Below are 16,199 nucleotides of genomic sequence, written 5' to 3' on the forward strand. Positions count from 1 at the left end.
GGAGGTCGGGTCCGCGGGGCCAGCGCCACGGCATACCAACGGATGTAGTGGGCGCCCTCGCACGGCCCAGGGCCGGCCCAGGAATCATCCGATTCGGAACCGAGGATCGGGAGGCAGCGACGACGACGCTCATCACCTGAGGGGCACCGGAGCGACTGGGAGCTGTTCCCTGTAGGGCCACCTGAAGGTGCGATCCGGTTCGAGGTGAGCCTCCCCCCAGTAGATGATGTGGATCCCGTTCTCCGCATCGGCCGTGAAGAACACGCATACAAGCTTTGTGGAAGCCCCCAGTTCCTCGAACGCTTCGTGCAGCCCCAGGTACTCCTCCGTCGCCAGGTCGCCGTCAACCTCGAACAGCCCGTCTGGAGACTGCGGCCCATGGGCCCGGAACAGCCGACGGCGTGTGGGCGACGCATTGGAAGGCAAGCGGGCACGGTCAAGGGACCTCGGCTTGTCTGCGTACCTGAAGGGAAAGAGTGCGTGATCATTGATCACTGCGTACTCGTACCCGCGCACGTCTCGCACGGACTCCCCCAGCTCCCGCGCAGCGCCCGCCAGGCCCTCGCGCACAGCCCCTGCGAGGGCGACACCGTAGGGACTGCGCTTCTTCAACCCCGCCGCGATGTGCGCGGCGTGAGCCCTCGCATGCGCGTTTGCCAGTTGCACCGGAACCGCAGTGGCGAGGGCGCCGGCATTCCGCCCGAACTGCTCAATGGCCCAGGCCGATGGCCCTACTGGATGGTCACCCGACACAGACATGCAGCGTCCCCCTCCACCCGATCACCCCGGCCCTCAACTGTGTGACACGTACATGAAAGGTGCGCAAGGGGGCGATTTAGCCAGGGCTCGACCACAGATGCTCGTCCCTCAGAACAGCCACAACTGATCACGGGCGGCCGTGACCTGCGGCCGCCCACTCGATCAACGCTCTGAACTGCGGTGCAGTCGCCACCAGTTGTCAGCGCTGGTCACCAACGAGCGCCCTTCCACGGCCCCAGGACGGCCCGGGAGGGCGCTTTGGTGTTGGAGCGCGTTGCTCTTGGTGTAGCACCAAGCCACACAGGAGCCGTGCGCGAAGAGTCCTGAAGACCCTCGTTGTCAGGTAGGGCGCCTATATCATTCCGTCCCAAGGGTTGTGAGGGGTGAGTCGATTGATTCTGCGTGAGTTCCTGTATGTGGACACTGACAAGGTGCGGGCCATGCTGGCCCAGCTTGATGGGGGGATTGCAGAGGAGGAGCGGGAGACAAGCACACAAGAAAAACGGTCTACAGTCGGACCGCGCAGCTTCGCTCAGCATCTGCAGGTTACGGGAAATGAGAGGTACACCCAGAAATCACTGGGTGATGCTCTTTTCCCCACTCTGGAAGAGGCTTTGGAGTCCGAAGGCCTTCTGAAGGACCTATCGGAAGAGGCTTCTGATCGTTCCCTTTGGGACTCTGGGGCGATTAAAGCGAGCGCTCCGCCAGGTTCGCTCGTTCGGATTACCGCGATGGGATCTCTCTTCGATACTCGATATACGGCCAGTGTATTTTCGGCTTTTGCATCCGTGGCGCTCGGGCTTCAGGGCATGGGTGTCGATCTGGATCCCAACGTAAGCAGTGCGCCATCGGGAAAAGGGAAGGGGAGGGGCGGGCAGCAAGTTAAAGGTCCGAGACCAAAGCCGGGGAATGCTCTGTCGGAACCGCAACTAGAAGACGCAATCCCTGAGTTCGCGGGGGTCGGAGGAATAGACGGAGACTCTCTTCGTTCTATTGTCCGCATGGCGCGCGGTATCTTCGCTCCGGGACTACATATCAATCTCAAACCTGTTGATTCCGGGGGCGTGCTGATCGGTTCTCGGTTGCAGGAAGGTCGCCAATATCTAGACTCGGAAGCGGACATTCTCTTCGCGAGGTACGGGACTGAACCGCAAGAGTGGACGCTTGTTGGAAGCATCGGGAGCTATGGTCCGGAAGATACAACCGTGCCCGATTTCGATTTTTTCGGACCTGACGGCACCGTGTACAGGGATCGATTCGCGGACAACATTAATGGCCTCATGAAGACCCTGGGTGGGATGGGATTTATTGACCTCCCGCAGCACCCGGGATTTTCTGTAATTCCATTTGCTGTCTATCGAACGATTCCGCGTATTGCCAACCTCGTCGCAACGCGTGGCTAGTAGGTTGGCCGGCCGCTTTCAACTGGAGCTAGACCAAGGGTGAGAGCGGCCACGCTTTCTTTGCTTTATGTTGCTGGCGACAGGCATAATAGTTGTGAGTGAGGTCTAGTGATTCGCACGGTTTCCGACCTTCTTTCAGGAATTCTCCGAGACGAGTTGCCGAAACTCGACAATGCTTCCGTAAAACATGCTCCGACCATCGGGGACATGTATGAGGGTTTGTCTTCCGCGCTACTGAGTCGCGCCCTTCCGGATGGCCTGGGGCTACGGGTGGTACCCGGATTCGCCCGCGATGGTCGGGGACGTCTGTCCGGTCAACTCGACTGCATGGTGGTGAGGGGAGAAGGGGAGAAGCTGCCATACACTGATTCGTACGTGTGGCATGTTAAGGACATCATCGCCGTCGTCGAAGTTAAGAAGAATCTCCACTCCGCGGAGCTCCGTGATGCCTTTGCTCATCTCAAGACAGTAGGTGAAATCGAGCACGCCTATTATCAGAGTGAAGATGAAGAGCTGGACGACCCTGATCGTGATGTATCTCCGGCTACTAGAACTTTTGCAGAAATGACAGGGCGGATTGCTTGGGATGCGGATGGGCTAGCCGCTCTTCCGTACGAGGATGAGGCTGTCTTTCACGTTCTCCTCTTGGAGCAAGTTTCTGCGATTCGCGTGATTCTCGGGATGCACGGATTTAAGAGTGAGCGGGCGTTCCGATCTTCAATGATTGAATATCTTGAGCGGAATATTGGCAATAACGGATTCGGCCCGACATCCTTTCCTCAATTGATCATATCGGGCGGATATTCTCTAGTGAAGACCAATGGGCGGCCGTTTATGGCGCCTTTGGTTGACGGATGGTGGCCGCTTTATTTTTCCACGCCGGAGAATCCGCTTAGGTTGCTCCTAGAGTTTATTTGGACGCGACTGGATGAAATGTATGGACTTGGGCATAGTTTCTGGGGGGAAGATCTTGAGATGGAGGTCGGGAGGGCTCTATTGAGCTTTCGTGCCACACATGCCGATGGGAGGGCTGGTTGGGAGGTTCAGGCGCATGAGGCAGATGATGATGCGCTGAACGGGGTTCCGGTAGCGGAGCAGTGGAGTCCAGAGTTCGTTGGAGAGGAAGAATTCGTCCTGCTCACGCGGCTATGTCAAGGGAAATCGGTTCGTTGCGATGACCCGAAAATGCTCTCGTGGCTAGAGTCTTGCGGGGTTGAGATTGACGACGTGCGTAACCGACTGCTGGAAACCCGTCTTGTCGCCTCCTTTGGGCAAGAGCTAAGACTCATCACGAAGAAATGTCAATTGGCAATTCTTCCCACGGGTGAATATGTTGCCGCGGAAAATAGTACTGGCCGTTTGGATCGTTGGATCTCACGTCGCATCGAGAGCCTGCGCGAGGGCGCTTCCGATGGAGGGTCGGAGTGAATATTTCTGCGATTCACGGAATCGCTGGCACGTTGGCGAAGTAGGTCGGCGGAGTCTTAATGGCCGAGTCAAGAGGCTCTGCTTGTCGCCGGTGCTGTCAGGCGTCGGTGTCGGCGGCCTCTTCGAGCAGGTCCAGGGCGTGGTTGTGGAACCGGCGTTCGGCATCGCGGCATGGGGCGTTGAAGAAGGCTCGCTGAGCCTCGGCAAGATCGCAGTTCAAGAGCCCCATGGTCACGAACACGGCTTCCACGCCGTGGCACCCGTTGTCTTTGAGGAACTGCTGGAGTGCGTCCGTGTCGCCGGTCGCCTCCCAGACGGGCCGGGCGGTTTCCTGCATGGCTGCGATGCGCGCTGATCGTTCTGCGTCGAAGCTCACCGGACCCGCCTCTCTGGGATGGGTCCGCAGACTATCGCCAGTGGTGGGGCGCGTTGGCCCAGTTAAGCGGCGCGAGCGACTGGTGGGCGCAGGGTGAAGGGCCTTCCATCGCGTAGGAGGGCCCACAGGACATCGACGCGTCGGCGGGCGAGGGCGATGACGGCTGGGACGTGCTTGCAGCCCTCGGCTCGCTTCTTCGAGTAGTAGTCACGGTTGGGGCCTTCACGGATGATGCTGGTCTGGGCGGACAGATAGAAGACTCGGCGGAGGCGTCGGCTGTAGCGTTTGGGCCGGTGGAGATTGCCGGTGCGGCGTCCGGAGTCCCGGGGAACGGGCACCAGGCCGGCCGCGGAGGCCAGGTGGCCTGCGTCGGCGAAGGCGGCCAGATCACCCGCGGCAACGATGAACTCGGCACCCAGGATGGGCCCCATGCCGGGCAGGGATTCGATGATGTGGGCCTGGGGGTGGGTGCGGAAGGTCTGCCGGATCTGCTGGTCGATGTGCTTGAGCCGATCGTCCAAGGCCAGGATCTGCGTCGCGATGTCGGAGACGATGTCGGCGGCGACGTCTTGGCCGGGCAGAGTGGCGTGCTGTGCCTTGGCGGCCTGCAAGGCCGTGGCGGCGACCGAGTCGGGGTTGCGCACGTTGCGGCTTGCCAGCCAGGCCGTGAGGCGGGCTTGGCCGCGGCGGCGTATGGCTGCCGGAGTTTGGTAGCCGGCGAGCAGGATGAGCGCGCCTTTGTGGTCGGCGTAGTCGAAGGCTCGTTCCAGTGCGGGGAAGATCCCGGTGAGCACGTCGCGGAGCCGGTTGAGCATGCGAACGCGGTCGGCGATCAGGTCGGAGCGGTGGGCGGTCAGCAAAGCCAGATCGGCTGCCAACTGTGCGGGAACGGCGATGGAGGTGAAGCCTCGCCGCAGCCGGGCGGTTTCTGCGATCACGTAGGCGTCGCGGGCGTCGGTCTTGGCTTCACCGCGGTAAGCCCCGGCCATCCGGTTGACCGTCCGGCCAGGAACGTAGACGGCCTGCTGGCCGTGGGCGGCAAGTAAGGCCAGCAGCAGTGCGGACGCGGTGCCGGCGATGTCGACTGCCCAGTGCACCTCATCGGCTATGACGAGGATCTCGCCGAGCGCGGTCAGGATGGCGCTCTCGTCGTTGGGAACCTTCCTGCTCCAGATCGTGGCCCCAGTGGCATCGACCGCTGCCAGCCAGTGATGGGCTTTGCCTGCGTCGATCCCGACCCAGAGATGAGTTTGATGCTCGGCCATGTGCGTCTCCTCGGTTCAGGCAGCATGCCGTTTTGGCCCGAGGAACACCCGCCGTCAGCTCCGTAAACAGCGATCAGATCGCACATCTCAATCAGCGGCCGGGGCGTCCCGAAGAGCGGGGCGGCCACTCCACCGGAGCCACTTGGGCAAGCGACTTTAGAGCCACACCCCACTCTTCCGGACCGCCAAACAACTTACGGAGCGACTTTGGGCTGGAGCTGCTTTGGGGCGAGTGATCATGGCCCGTTAAGCTGATGGCGAGTCGGGCAGTCTGTCGACCCGCCCGTTAAAGCACGACGTTGGGCCATGATCTTAGAGGCTCGCCCCAAAGTGGCTGCCTAAAGCCGTGGAGCCGACCGCCCCAGCCATAGAGGGTGATCCCTGACCTTCGCCCGCATGCACGCAGCGGGCTGCCGGGCCGCCGGGGCGGAGACATGAGGCAGGCCGGGCCGCTGAGGCGGCCCGCGCCCGCGCCGTGCGCGGGCCTTGATCGGGTGCGTGGACGCTCGGCTGGCCAGCTCGCGTAATGGGGGGCGGGCAGCATCTATCCGCGTGGCATGATGGCGGTGTGACTCTGATCCGAAAGGGCGATGCCGCGTAGGTCGCCCGGCGCGTTGCGCGCCCAGAAGCAGTTGGTCCGGGGTGATTCTCGGCGGTTCAGTCAGATATCGGGACTTGGGCGTAGCGCTCAGGCTGCCGTCCGGCGCTTGGAGGCAGACCGATTCTGGCCAGGTTGCCTGCGGGATTCCCTCGACCAGTTCGAGCAGTTCCTTCCGCGCCCCGGGCGCTGGCTTTATGTGCCACTCGCGGACTGTCCGTGCCACGATCCTCTGGCCAGCCGGGACAACGTGGAAGCGATCTTGGGTGCCTTGCCTTTGCGTGCCCGCCGTGAGCTTCGGCAGATTGTCGCGCGACTCGACGAGGAATTCGAGCAGCGGACGCTGCCAGATCCCATGGCGCTCGTTAGGTTCGGGGCTGGCTGGTGGCACGGACGCCTGACGGGACGGTAGCCGACGGCGGCGGCCTCCCACGCATTCAAGCCCAACGTCGCGCCATGTAGAACTGCGCCATGGACGTCCCGGATCTCCAGCGCGTACTCGACGAGATGTTTGATCACGCCCTGATCTATCACGGCTACGCCGACTACATGCGCGACTACGAACTGATCGTGTACATGGCGGCGGATCCGCGCGCCGACATTCCGCCAGCCCACTACCGGTACCTGTTCCGTCACTGCGTGGAGGCCAGCTGCCGTACCTCACTGGCGCCCGCAACGTGGCAGGCCTCGTTGGACGACAGGCTCACAACCCACGAGAACGGCAAGGATCTCGACGGTTTCGTCTGGGGCGTCAAGTGGCAGCCCCTCTATCCCGGCGCGACCATCGTTTCCGGGTCGGAGGCTGCTGCCCGGTGGGCGCAGGCCATTGGCATCGACTTCCATGAGGTACGCATCGAGACCAACGCCCACGACTTCACGCTGGTCTTCTCTGACGTCCAGGTGAGCGAGGTGCCTCCGGGGTACGCCCCATTCACGGTAGAGAACGAATAGGCACCAACCGTGACGAAAGGTGTGGGTTAGGGCTGATGCCAAGCGACCGCCCCAGCCACGACGTGTTCTGACTTCATGCACTGTGTGCCTGCCTCTTGGGCGGGAGCGGGCGGCCGGCGGTGCCGAGCGGGGCGGAGACATGAGCGCGGGCGCCGCCGGCCGCCCGCGCCCGCCCGGAGGAGCGAAGCGACGACGGGTGCTTGATCAGGCAGGGAAAGTTTCGGGTCCTGCTGTGCACCCCTCGCGAGGCGAGCAGATCGGAAGTCACCTCCGGCTCCTGTGCCCATCGAGAGGTCGGCTTCGCTGACGGGCTGTAACACCCGGGGTGTTGCAGCCCGTCTGTGACCGGACAGCCCGGACACCGGCACTTTGAGCTGTCCGGCCGTTTGTGCAGGTGAGAGCCCTAACCGGACAGCCGGACAGCCCGGACATCTCCGAGCAGGGTCCTATGAGACCCGGACAGTCCGTCCGGGTTCTCTCACGTTCAGCGCCACACGCTGGTCATGGTGGCGGAAAGGGGTGAGATCACTTACCCGCTTCTCGCCGCGTCGGTACCGTGAATGACGCCCCTACTCAGCAGCGGGAGGCAACACCCCATGCGTGGTCTTGGAGATCACCTCAGTATCGGCGAGCGCATCGCGTTCTACCGGAAGCGCCGCGGCTACACGCAGGAGGTGCTGGCCGGTCTGGTCGGACGTAGCACTGACTGGCTCGCGAAGATCGAGACGGGACGCCGGAAGCCGCCCCGTATCGACATGCTCACGGAGCTGTCGCGCATCCTGCGGGTGCCTCTCGGGGATCTGCTCGGCCAGACCGCGCTTTTGGAGGACGAACGGCAACAAGACGATGTCCCCGCTGTGCGTGATGCTCTCATGAGTCCGCGGCGGCTCTCACGTCTGCTCTTCGGCCCCGAGGCTGAAACCCAACTTCCGACACCTGCTCCTGTGGCCGTGCGTGTCGAGCAGGCATGGAACGACTATCAGGGCGGACGACTCGGCAGCGTCATCGGAGCCCTTCCGGCACTGCTTCAGACCGCTCAGGAACTGGAGGACCGAGCGGGGCGCCGCGGCGATGACCGTAGCGACTGCTGGGCAGTGTCAGCCCGCACGCACCACCTTGCGGCTACGACTCTCGCGAAGATCGGCGAATCGGACATCTCATGGCTTGCTGCAGAGCGCGCGATGCGGGCCGCTGACGAGTCGGACGACCCGCTCGTGTTGGCGTCGGCTGCGCGATCCGGCACGCACGCCTTGCTCGCCAACGGGCGCTATGACGATGCGCTGGAGCTGGGCAACACGGCAGCTACGTGGCTCTCGACTCAGGTGACCGACAGCGACCCGGCGGCGCTCAGCCTTCTAGGCATGATCCACCTGCGTGCCGCCGTCGCGGCGGCACGGCATCAGGACCGGCCCACCGCAACGACGCTATTGGACCGCGCTGAAGAACTTGCGGATGACCTCGGATCGGATGGGAACTACTGGCAGACCGGGTTCGGGCCGACGAACGTACTGCTCCATCGCCTGTCCATTGAGCTGGACCTCGAGAACGTCTCGTACGTGGTGGAACACGGCCGGATCAACGTCGACCACATGCCGCAGGAGCGCAGCGTCTCGCACCGTATCGACTTCGCCCGTGCCCTGTCCCTCGCTGGACAGGGGGAGGAAGCGTTCGCGGAGCTATGTACAGCTGAGCGGACATCGCCGCAGCTCGTGCGCAACAATCCGAGGGTGCGCGAGACACTTCGGGACCTGATCAAGCAGTCCCCCGTGACCGGCGGCTCGCGTTCGTCTGAGGTGTTCGTGATGGCTCAGCGGTGTAGGGCGGTGCAGTGAGTTCAGGCAAGCGCGGGGTGCTCGGTGTCGTCGGGTCGGCGGCCGGAGGCGTAGAGGTTCTGCGTACCGGTCTTGTCGAGCCCGCGATGGACCGGGGATGGCAGGTGGCCGTCACCCTTACGCCGACCGCAGGTAAGTGGCTGCGGATGATCGGCGAAGTTGAGCGGCTGGAGGAGCTCACCGGCCTTCCTGTGCGTGATGAACCACGTCTCCCCGGAGAGGACCGACCACACCCGCCGGTTGACTGCTACGTGGTTGCTCCCGCGTCGGCCAACATGGTTGCCAAGCTTGCGACCGGCCTCATGGACAACCAGGCGCTGACACAGGTCGGTGAGGCCATCGGCACCCTCGGTCTGCCGGTTGTCGTCTTCCCCCGGGTGAACGCGGCGCACGCTCGCCACCCTGCCTGGCAAGGCCACATCGACGCTCTTCGGACTGGGGGAGTGCACGTCGTTTATGGCCCGGACGTCTGGCCGCTGTACGAGCCGAGGGAAGCGCCGGCGGGGCGCGAACTCCCGTGGGCCGCAGTGCTCGACGCCGTGGAGCAAGCCACTCGGTGACGAGTCGTCAACCCCACTGACCTGCAAGGAAAGAGGACCCGGACAGTCTGTCCGGGTCCTCTGCCATTTCCGGCCGCATGCTCATTGGCATGTTAGGGATCAACGAGCGAAGCGGCGAGTTGGGAGGGCTGTCTCCCACGGAACTTGCCTTGATCGAAGCAAGTTTGAGCGAGGCGCGCGCCACGGTCGAACGACTGCTGAGGCGTGCGGACGAACTCACGGCGAGGGCGGAGTCCCGTCGCCGTGAAGCCGTTCAAGGCGGTCCAGGCGCTCATCGAGCAGACGAAGAGCGTCATGAATCGAGCTGAGTTCTGCTGCCAGCGCGGTGAATGCGGGGCTACTGCCCGGTTCGGTGCCGAGCGGCGCCGATGGGTCACGGACGAACGTCCCGCGACCCTGCTGGGTGAGAACCAACCCCTCGTCGCGGAGCTGGCCGTACGCACTCTGCACGGTCATGAGCTGCACGCCACGGTCTTTGGCGAGCTTGCGAGCCGTAGGGAGCTGGTCTCCCGGCTCGTACTCGCGGTTCGGGCCCGTGATCTTCTCGCGGAACTCGGCGGCGATTTCCTTGGCCGTGGGCGTGTGCTTGGGCGCTTCTGAGCTCTGCTCCATGGGTTCGAGAGTAGCCGGACCTAGGTCAATCTCTGCTCCCCTTGACAGTCAGATTGACATAGGTCAATCTGAGATAGGCCGCGGCGCTGGGGCTCCCCAGCAAGGTCGCCCGTCGCCGTGGTTCTCCCTGCCTCACCGACTCAGGAGAACGTCTATGCGCACCTACATCGGCCATCAACAAGCCGTATCCGCTGAGGACTTCATAGAACTCGCCCTCGGTACGCCGGTTGCGCTGTGGCTGGGGGTGGAGGGCGAGACGGATGAAGAGCGTGCGGCCCGCCTGGACGCAGCGCGCGACATCCTCGCCGACCCGGAGTACAGGAACCTGCCGGATGACGTGGCCCGTATCGCCGCCGAGGTGATCGAGGCGCACGCCCCGGAGCTGTTCAACGTCGTCCCGCTGACGCGCCCGGCCAGGCGCCGCCGGTCCTCCCGCAAGGGAGCGGCGGCATGACGAGCGCAACCGAGACGGCGCGGTCGGCGGTGCCGCCGCTGACGAAGCCGGAGATGGGCCTTGCCGGAGTTGGCGCGTTAGCCGCGGCCGGGGTCGGTGCCCTGGGGTTGATCGCCTCGTTCGACGCGGTTTCCTCTGCCGCCGCGCGGTGGGGTTTTGGCGAGCCGTGGATGCTGCCGGTCGGGATCGATGTGGCCATTCCGGTGTTCACCGTGGCCAACCTTCTGTTGATCCGGATGGATATGGCGTTGGCGTGGGTGCGGTTCGTGCCCTGGGCGCTAACGTTGGTCACCTGCGGGCTGAACGTCGCGGCCGGGCACACACTGTGGGCGAAGGTCGCGCACGGCACCATGCCGCTGCTGTGGGTGGTGTTCTCCGAGATCGGCGCCCACGTCTACGCCGTACGGATCGGCGCCGCGACCGGCCGGCGGATGGAGAAGGTGCGGTTCTCCCGCTGGATGCTCGCTCCGCTGTCGACGTTCGCTCTGTGGCGGCGGATGACGCTGTGGGAGATCACCTCTTACTCCGAGGCGCTCAAGCGGGAGCGTGAGCGGCAGCTGGCCCGTGCCCGGCTGCGGGAGCAGCACGGCCGGCGGTGGCGGTCGAAGACCCCGCGCCCGGAACGCGTGCTGCTGAAGCTGGGCGAGCTGGCCCCGGCGAGCGAGGACGTCCCGCCCGCGCCGCAGCAGCAGACGGAGGAACCGACGCCGGAGCCGCCTAAGGCGCCGCGCAAGCGCCCGGCCGGCACCAAGGGCAAGGCCAAGACCGCCAAGGCGCCGCGCACCCCGGCCGAACTCCTTGCCGAGGCGCGCCAGGCCACGGCCGAGTGGGCCGATGACGCGATCAACGCCGAAGCCATCCGCACCACGCTGCACTGCTCTGCCGCCAACTCCCGTGTACTGCGTGACCTGCTGCTGAACGACCGGGCCGAAGGGCGCCACCTGCACACCGTCGACGGCGACGACAGCGAGGGCACCCAGGGGGCGGCGGCATGAACACCCTGGTGAGCATGCTCGCCGCGGCGGCCCCGGTCGCCTACGGCTGGACGGCCCACACGCTGTGGCTGCGGCGGCGCCTGAACGCCGCCCGCCGTGACCCGCTGACCGGGCTGCGGACACGCGAGGCCTTCACCCGCCGTGCCACCACCCTGCTGCGTGACCCCCGTGCGGTCGTGGTGCTCGCCGACGTCGACCGCTTCAAGCAGATCAACGACACCTTCGGCCACGCGGCCGGAGACGCGCTGCTGAAGGCGACCGCGGACCGGCTCGCTCACCACGTCGGCCGCTCCGGAGTGGCCGGGCGGCTCGGGGGCGATGAGTTCGCCGCCGTCCTGATTGACGAGCACGGCACCGCCACTGACATGCTCGCCATCCTGCACGGCGTGCTCGCCCGGCCGGCCGACGGCCAGGACCCGGCCGTCCACACCACGGTCTCTCTCGGCTGGGTGCGCGCTGCGGACTTCCCTGACGAGGACCTGTCCGCCTTGTTGCGGCGGGCCGATGAGGCGATGTACGCGGCCAAGCAAGCCCGCGCCGGAGCCCGCCGTGCGGGTCTGGGGCGGCTGTTCGCCACCGTCACCGGACGCCGCGCCGGACGCACCGGGGCCCGCACCGATGCTCCGGTCGTGGGGGTGGCTGCCTGATGGCCGCCTACGGCAAGTGCTTCGACCCGTCCGGCGCCCGCTTCGGAGTCCCCACGTACCCGTGGCGGTTCGCCCCGGACGGCTACGCCACCCGCCGGCAGTTGCGTGTGGCCGGGCTGCGGCCCGGCGGACAGCCGGTCGCCGCTCAGGTCATGCGACGTCACCGCGGCCGCAAGGCCGGGGTGCAGGTCGCCTACCTCTACCGCGTCGACCGCGCGATGCCGGTCCGGCCGATGACGTCGCGTAAGTGGGGTGCGCTTGCCCTGGCGATGCTCGCCCGCCGCACCTGCCCCACGTGCCAGGTCACCTACAGCTACTGCATCCCGACCTCGCTCGGGATGTGCCTCCTCTGCGCCTACCCCGAGGAACAGCGCGCCGCCTGACCAGCAACGGGGCCCGGTCCCAACCGACCAAAGCAGCGGCCGGGCCCCGTATCCCTCCCAGAAAGAAGGAAGCTTCAGTGAAGCACCCCGACGACGACAACGAACTCTTCAACCGACTGGAAGCCGAGATGGCTGCCGACTCCGGAGGCGAGGTAGTCGACCTCGACAAGGCGCGGTCGGCCCGCTCCGAGTCGGCCGACTCGACCGCCCGACCCGACGCCGACCGGTCGCCCGACTCGGCTCCGGGTGAGTCGGGGATGGAGTCGGACGACCCGACCGCGCGCGTGATGGTCGACTCTCCGACCGTGAAGGCGTCCGGGCCCGGCTACCTCGGTCGGCTCGCCGCCGCCAAGCGCCGCGACGTGGTACCTGTCTGGCTGCGCTCGGTCGCGGAACTCAAGACCGCCGCCGCGTGGGTGGCCCGTCACTGCACGCACGCCGCCGCCTACCACGCCCTGCGCTCCCCGGTGTACGCCGCCCGCCTGACGATGCAGGCGCCGACCGGGCTGGCCCGGTTCGTGGGCGGCACGATGCGGTGGGTCGCCGACCGCGAGGGCGAACCGGTCCGACTCGCCGCAGTCCGTCGCGAGGACGCAGCCGAATACCTGAAGCTGTCGCGGCAGCGCGACGGCCGCGTCCGACTGCGCACCCTGGTGGCCGTGCTCGGCATCTTCGTCGGCTTCGCCCTTGCACTCGCCCTGTACGTCCTCGCCCCCGACTGGCTCCAGGCCGTCTCGGTCGGCACGGTCGTAATGGCGCTCGGGGCGACTGGGCGCAAGGCCGACGCCCCGGTTATCCACAGGGCTGTGGAAGTCCCGAAGGCATCCAAGCTCACCAGTGACATCGTCCTGCGGGCGCTCGGGGCGCTTGGTATTCCCGCGATCAATCAGGCGCAGGCCAAGGGGCGGGACGGGTTCGAGTTCACGGCCCCGATCACCCGCGACGGTCCGGGATGGCGGGCGGAGGGCAACCTTCCCTACGGCGTCACCGTCACTGACGTGATCGAGCGGCGGGAACGCCTCGCGTCGGGTCTGCGCCGGCCGCTGGGCTGTGTGTGGCCGGAGGCCGTCTCAGACGAGCACACCGGGCGCCTGGTGCTGTGGGTTGGTGACCAGGACCTGAAGTCCGCGCCCAAGCCCGCGTGGCCGCTGTTCAAGTCCGGCACGGTCGACCTGTTCAAGGCCATCCCGTACGGCACTGACCAGCGTGGACGCTGGGTGTCGGTCACGCTCATGTTCATCGCCGGGGTGATCGGCGCGATTCCCCGCATGGGCAAGACGTTCCTCCTGCGACTGCTGTTGCTCATCGCCGCCCTGGATCCGCGTGCTGAGCTGCACACCTACGACATGAAGGGCACCGGCGACCTCGATCCGGTCGGTGAGGCCGTCTCCCACCGCCACGGCGTCGGCGAGGAAGACGAGACCATCCAGTACGCGCTGGGCGACTTCCGCGCCCTGCGTGAAGAACTCCGGCGCCGTACCAAGGTGATCCGGTCGCTGCCCCGGGACATTTGCCCCGAGTCCAAGGTGACCAGCGCTCTCGCGGACAAGCGCTCGCTCGGTCTGCACCCGATCGTGATCGGGGTGGATGAGTGCCAGGTGCTGTTCGAACACACGGAGCATGGCAAGGAGTTCGAGGAGATCGCGACCGACCTGGTCAAGCGCGGTCCTGCCACCGGGATTGTGCTCCTTCTGGCCACCCAGCGGCCGGACGCGAAGTCCCTGCCCACCGGCATCAGTGCGAACGCGGGTGCCCGCTGGTGCATGAAGGTCATGGGCCAGACCGAGAACGACATGGTGCTCGGCACGTCCGCCTACAAGCGCGGCGTGCGGGCCACGATGTTCGCGTGGGGGGACAAGGGCCTGCACTACTTCGTTGGTGAGGGCGCGGACGCCCGGATCGTCTACGGCTCCTTCGTCGACGCGCCCGGCGCCGTGGCCGTGGCCGCTCGCGCCCGCACCGTCCGGGAGAAGGCGGGACTCCTGTCCGGCTACGCCCTCGGGGAGGTACCCGAGGCTGTCACCGGGCCCGCCTACGACCTGCTCGCCGACGTGGTGGCGGTCGTGCCGGAGAAGGAAGAGCGGGTGTGGAACGAGCGGATCGCCGTCCGCCTCGCCGAACTCCGGCCTGACGTCTACGGCGGCTGGAAGGGCGAGAACGTCACGTCCACGCTGAAGCCGTACGGCATCAAGACCCGCGACGTGGCCGGCACCACGGAGGACGGGACCCGCACCACCCGGCGCGGGATCGTCCGTGCCGACGTCCTCAAGGCGATTGCGGAGCGTAACGAAAAGCCGGGCGCCGCATAGCCCCGACGGGGTGCTACCGGTAGCACCCACACCTGCTACCGGTAGCACCCCCGCTAGCACCTTATCTGCGCCTCCACCTGTGATCTAGCGGATAGCACGCCACCTGCGGAAACCCCCGAAAACCGCCCTGGAGGGCCCCTGATGACCCCCATCCTCCTTGCTATCGCCTGCCTGATAGTCGTCACACTCGGTTACGGCGGGCTGTGTGTGGCTTCGCCGTTCGGCGACTGCCGCACGTGCCGCGGCATGGGCCACGAGCTGAAGACCGACCGCAAGGGACGCCTCAAGCGCGGCAAGGACTGCCGCCGCTGCAAGGCGACCGGCAAGCGCATCCGCACCGGCCGCTGGCTCTACAACCGCTGGGCCCGCATCTACCGCGCCGGCACCACCGACTGACCCTCACTCTCCCGCTAGAAGGTTCTCGATGATTCTCAACATCTCCGCCGTGCTGCTGTTCGGCGCCGCCTCCGCCCTCGCCGTCAAGACCAAGTCCGCCGGGGGTGGTGCCGCCCTGGTGCTGTTCCTGTTCGGGTTCTTCACCGCCGGGACCGGCGCCTACGAGCCCATCCACAACCTCGTACAGGCGTCCGCCGACGCCATCGCCCAACTCGGCAACTGACAGGAGAACCCGCCATGAACCAGCACGTTCCCGCCCTCCGGCCGGACACCCCGACCGCCCCCGTCTACGACCCGGCCGCGCTCAACCTGTACGCGCCGGACGCGGCGGCCGTCGAACTGGCCGCCGAACGCGGCCCGGTGGTCTGGGTGCCCGACGCCTACGGCCGCATGGTCCCCATGCCCAAGCACCTCGCCCCGCCCACCATGCCCATGCCGGAGCCGCGCGACCTCGCCCCGCTGCCCCTGCTGGACCCCATCGCACAGCGCTTCCTCGGAGCCGGTCTCGGAGGCGGCGCCCTCGCGGCCGGGGTCGGCTACGGCATCAGCGAGGTCATCAACGCCGCCGCCGGACTCGGCTCCGGCGCCCTGCTGTGGGTCGCCCTCGCCGTCCTCGCCTGGCGCACCCCCGCCCGCACCATCAGCGGCGGCCGCAACGGCAGCACGGTCCACATCCGCAAGGCCGTCATCAAGCGCAGCCACTTCCACGGCTGAGAGAGGAAACCATGTTCGAGATCCGCGTCATCTGCGACCCCGCCGACACCGAACGCGTCAGCCACGCCCTGGCCGCCGCGTTCGACACCGGCACGGCACGCCAGTACCCCACACGCGACGGCAAGCGTCGGCGCCTGTACGTCACCGGTGACCACCGCCCCGAGCCGGAGGCATGGCCCACGCCGGAAGAGGCGTACACGCTCGCCCCGAGCATCATCAGCGAGATCGGATGGACCGCCCGGACGGCGGCCGGCAGGCCGTTCTACGACGGGCTGAACCGTGAGTTCTGGCTCCGCAAGGCCGCGCTGTTGGACCGCATCGCGCTCAGCGACGAAACCGACAGCGTCCCCAGCGACGCGGCTGACCTCGCCACCCGAGCCGCCCTCCGGCTGATCGAGCTGGACGACACGGCGCCGATCTCCGACCCGCGCCACTACGTCCGGCGGCAGTACGCCGCGTGGGCCAAGAACCAGTAGCAACGCCGCGGCGGCGGGACTCCCCAGCAAGGTCGCCCGCC

The 16,199-nt window shown here is 66.3% G+C and carries 18 protein-coding genes; 14 read left to right on the plus strand and 4 right to left on the minus strand.

The features are described 5' to 3' along the window. Nucleotides 1-132: 132 nt before the first annotated feature. On the minus strand, nucleotides 133-666 hold the full coding sequence (locus ACZ3TS_RS20255; protein ID WP_467619685.1) for a hypothetical protein: 534 nt from the start codon (nucleotides 664-666) through the stop codon (nucleotides 133-135). 485 nt (nucleotides 667-1,151) lie between these two features. On the opposite strand from ACZ3TS_RS20255, the gene ACZ3TS_RS20260 reads away from it, so the two are divergent. Further along, the gene (locus ACZ3TS_RS20260) at nucleotides 1,152-2,162 is read left to right on the plus strand and encodes a DUF6414 family protein (RefSeq protein WP_467619687.1); all 1,011 of its coding nucleotides are present in this window, start codon (nucleotides 1,152-1,154) and stop codon (nucleotides 2,160-2,162) included. A gap of 108 nt (nucleotides 2,163-2,270) precedes the next feature. Continuing rightward, nucleotides 2,271-3,590, plus strand: coding sequence for a DUF6602 domain-containing protein (locus tag ACZ3TS_RS20265; protein WP_467619688.1), 1,320 nt, complete (start codon nucleotides 2,271-2,273; stop codon nucleotides 3,588-3,590). Between the two features lie 97 nt (nucleotides 3,591-3,687). Here the strand turns inward: ACZ3TS_RS20265 and ACZ3TS_RS20270 are convergent, their stop codons facing one another. Continuing rightward, on the minus strand, nucleotides 3,688-3,966 hold the full coding sequence (locus ACZ3TS_RS20270; RefSeq protein WP_467619691.1) for a hypothetical protein: 279 nt from the start codon (nucleotides 3,964-3,966) through the stop codon (nucleotides 3,688-3,690). A gap of 62 nt (nucleotides 3,967-4,028) precedes the next feature. Beyond that, the gene (locus tag ACZ3TS_RS20275; RefSeq protein ID WP_355131445.1) at nucleotides 4,029-5,231 is read right to left on the minus strand and encodes an IS110 family RNA-guided transposase; all 1,203 of its coding nucleotides are present in this window, start codon (nucleotides 5,229-5,231) and stop codon (nucleotides 4,029-4,031) included. A gap of 1,069 nt (nucleotides 5,232-6,300) precedes the next feature. Between ACZ3TS_RS20275 and ACZ3TS_RS20280 the strand changes: the two genes are divergently transcribed. The 3 genes from ACZ3TS_RS20280 to ACZ3TS_RS20290 all read left to right on the plus strand — a co-directional run bounded on the left by ACZ3TS_RS20280 (nucleotide 6,301) and on the right by ACZ3TS_RS20290 (nucleotide 9,172). Further along, nucleotides 6,301-6,780 carry a YxiG-like protein gene (locus ACZ3TS_RS20280; RefSeq protein WP_467619693.1) on the plus strand — a complete coding sequence of 160 codons (480 nt, stop codon included), beginning with the start codon at nucleotides 6,301-6,303 and terminating at the stop codon, nucleotides 6,778-6,780. A gap of 596 nt (nucleotides 6,781-7,376) precedes the next feature. Continuing rightward, the gene (locus ACZ3TS_RS20285; protein WP_467619695.1) at nucleotides 7,377-8,612 is read left to right on the plus strand and encodes a helix-turn-helix domain-containing protein; all 1,236 of its coding nucleotides are present in this window, start codon (nucleotides 7,377-7,379) and stop codon (nucleotides 8,610-8,612) included. Beyond that, nucleotides 8,609-9,172: a flavoprotein gene (locus tag ACZ3TS_RS20290; protein ID WP_467619697.1), complete on the plus strand. Its 564-nt coding sequence runs from the start codon at nucleotides 8,609-8,611 to the stop codon at nucleotides 9,170-9,172. Before ACZ3TS_RS20285 ends, ACZ3TS_RS20290 begins: the two co-directional genes overlap by 4 nt. Nucleotides 9,173-9,388: 216 nt before the next feature. On the opposite strand, the gene ACZ3TS_RS20295 is transcribed toward ACZ3TS_RS20290, so the two are convergent. After that, nucleotides 9,389-9,784, minus strand: coding sequence for a GntR family transcriptional regulator (locus tag ACZ3TS_RS20295; RefSeq protein ID WP_467619698.1), 396 nt, complete (start codon nucleotides 9,782-9,784; stop codon nucleotides 9,389-9,391). A 154-nt stretch (nucleotides 9,785-9,938) separates the two neighbouring features. Here ACZ3TS_RS20295 and ACZ3TS_RS20300 point away from each other — a divergent pair, with 154 nt between their 5' ends. From ACZ3TS_RS20300 to ACZ3TS_RS20340, 9 genes are all read left to right on the plus strand, one after another. Next, nucleotides 9,939-10,238 carry a hypothetical protein gene (locus ACZ3TS_RS20300; protein ID WP_467619699.1) on the plus strand — a complete coding sequence of 100 codons (300 nt, stop codon included), beginning with the start codon at nucleotides 9,939-9,941 and terminating at the stop codon, nucleotides 10,236-10,238. Next, nucleotides 10,235-11,233 (plus strand): DUF2637 domain-containing protein, encoded by a 999-nt coding sequence (locus tag ACZ3TS_RS20305; protein WP_467619701.1) that lies wholly within the window; start codon nucleotides 10,235-10,237, stop codon nucleotides 11,231-11,233. The genes ACZ3TS_RS20300 and ACZ3TS_RS20305 overlap by 4 nt, the downstream gene beginning before the upstream one ends. Next, nucleotides 11,230-11,880, plus strand: a complete 651-nt coding sequence (locus tag ACZ3TS_RS20310; RefSeq protein WP_467619702.1) for a GGDEF domain-containing protein — start codon at nucleotides 11,230-11,232, stop codon at nucleotides 11,878-11,880. Before ACZ3TS_RS20305 ends, ACZ3TS_RS20310 begins: the two co-directional genes overlap by 4 nt. Next, nucleotides 11,880-12,263 (plus strand): RRQRL motif-containing zinc-binding protein, encoded by a 384-nt coding sequence (locus tag ACZ3TS_RS20315; RefSeq protein ID WP_467619703.1) that lies wholly within the window; start codon nucleotides 11,880-11,882, stop codon nucleotides 12,261-12,263. The genes ACZ3TS_RS20310 and ACZ3TS_RS20315 overlap by 1 nt, the downstream gene beginning before the upstream one ends. 77 nt (nucleotides 12,264-12,340) lie before the next feature. Beyond that, a complete protein-coding gene (locus ACZ3TS_RS20320; protein WP_467619706.1) occupies nucleotides 12,341-14,572 on the plus strand; it encodes a cell division protein FtsK in 2,232 nt (743 codons plus the stop codon). Nucleotides 14,573-14,713: 141 nt separating this feature from the next. Continuing rightward, nucleotides 14,714-14,968 carry a hypothetical protein gene (locus ACZ3TS_RS20325; RefSeq protein WP_467619707.1) on the plus strand — a complete coding sequence of 85 codons (255 nt, stop codon included), beginning with the start codon at nucleotides 14,714-14,716 and terminating at the stop codon, nucleotides 14,966-14,968. A 28-nt stretch (nucleotides 14,969-14,996) separates the two neighbouring features. Next, nucleotides 14,997-15,191: a hypothetical protein gene (locus ACZ3TS_RS20330; protein ID WP_345546985.1), complete on the plus strand. Its 195-nt coding sequence runs from the start codon at nucleotides 14,997-14,999 to the stop codon at nucleotides 15,189-15,191. Nucleotides 15,192-15,205: 14 nt separating this feature from the next. Then, nucleotides 15,206-15,682, plus strand: coding sequence for a hypothetical protein (locus ACZ3TS_RS20335; protein WP_365301948.1), 477 nt, complete (start codon nucleotides 15,206-15,208; stop codon nucleotides 15,680-15,682). 11 nt (nucleotides 15,683-15,693) lie between these two features. Next, entirely contained in the window at nucleotides 15,694-16,158 is a 465-nt protein-coding gene (locus ACZ3TS_RS20340) for a hypothetical protein (RefSeq protein WP_467619711.1), read from the plus strand. Nucleotides 16,159-16,199: the final 41 nt, after the last annotated feature.

The organism is Streptomyces sp. NPDC022910, assembly GCF_055561075.1.

Coding starts and splice junctions, on each gene's coding strand:
- ACZ3TS_RS20275 (WP_355131445.1), bottom strand. CDS start 5,231: ATGGCCGAGCATCAAACTCATCTCTGGGTCGGGATCGACGCAGGCAAA.
- ACZ3TS_RS20280 (WP_467619693.1), top strand. CDS start 6,301: ATGGACGTCCCGGATCTCCAGCGCGTACTCGACGAGATGTTTGATCAC.
- ACZ3TS_RS20285 (WP_467619695.1), top strand. CDS start 7,377: ATGCGTGGTCTTGGAGATCACCTCAGTATCGGCGAGCGCATCGCGTTC.
- ACZ3TS_RS20295 (WP_467619698.1), bottom strand. CDS start 9,784: ATGGAGCAGAGCTCAGAAGCGCCCAAGCACACGCCCACGGCCAAGGAA.
- ACZ3TS_RS20300 (WP_467619699.1), top strand. CDS start 9,939: ATGCGCACCTACATCGGCCATCAACAAGCCGTATCCGCTGAGGACTTC.
- ACZ3TS_RS20305 (WP_467619701.1), top strand. CDS start 10,235: ATGACGAGCGCAACCGAGACGGCGCGGTCGGCGGTGCCGCCGCTGACG.
- ACZ3TS_RS20310 (WP_467619702.1), top strand. CDS start 11,230: ATGAACACCCTGGTGAGCATGCTCGCCGCGGCGGCCCCGGTCGCCTAC.
- ACZ3TS_RS20315 (WP_467619703.1), top strand. CDS start 11,880: ATGGCCGCCTACGGCAAGTGCTTCGACCCGTCCGGCGCCCGCTTCGGA.
- ACZ3TS_RS20325 (WP_467619707.1), top strand. CDS start 14,714: ATGACCCCCATCCTCCTTGCTATCGCCTGCCTGATAGTCGTCACACTC.
- ACZ3TS_RS20330 (WP_345546985.1), top strand. CDS start 14,997: ATGATTCTCAACATCTCCGCCGTGCTGCTGTTCGGCGCCGCCTCCGCC.
- ACZ3TS_RS20335 (WP_365301948.1), top strand. CDS start 15,206: ATGAACCAGCACGTTCCCGCCCTCCGGCCGGACACCCCGACCGCCCCC.
- ACZ3TS_RS20340 (WP_467619711.1), top strand. CDS start 15,694: ATGTTCGAGATCCGCGTCATCTGCGACCCCGCCGACACCGAACGCGTC.